Source organism: Thermoactinomyces intermedius (assembly GCF_013912365.1).
Classification (GTDB): Bacteria; Bacillota; Bacilli; order Thermoactinomycetales; family Thermoactinomycetaceae; genus Thermoactinomyces; species Thermoactinomyces intermedius.
Window position 1 is genome coordinate 1 of sequence record NZ_JACETT010000097.1, and the last position, 553, is coordinate 553.

Here is a 553-nt window from a genome sequence, read left to right on the forward strand (position 1 = left end):
TCCATACGGAAAGCTTATACGTTGAAGAATCAGCCCTGACCGGGGAATCGGTTCCGGTCAAAAAACAAAGCGAAGCGCTCTTGCGGCAGGATGTGGCCATCGGCGACAGGAAAAACATGGGATACATGGGGACCATGGCCGTGCGGGGAAGTGGAACAGGCATTGTCGTTTCCACGGGAATGGCCACGGAGATGGGAAGAATCGCCCATTTAATCGAAACGGCCGAAGGGGCGGACACTCCGTTGAAGCGCCGGTTGGAACAACTGGGGAAAGTGTTGATTGTTGTGTCCCTGATTTTGACCGCGATGGTGGTCGTGACCGGAATCATTCACGGGCATGATGTGTATCAGATGTTCCTTGCCGGGGTTTCTTTGGCGGTTGCCGCCATTCCCGAAGGGTTACCGGCAATTGTGACGATCGCGTTGGCCCTGGGGGTACAACGGATGATCAAACGGCAGGCCATCGTCCGCAAACTCCCGTCGGTGGAAACCCTGGGCTGTGCAACGGTGATTTGCTCGGATAAAACCGGAACATTGACGCAAAACAAAATGAT

At 54.6% G+C, this 553-nt stretch carries 1 protein-coding gene; it reads left to right on the plus strand.

What is annotated here, in order from left to right:
* Positions 1 to 553: HAD-IC family P-type ATPase (locus H1R82_RS14360; protein ID WP_181821719.1), on the plus strand; the 553-nt coding region annotated here is incomplete at both ends.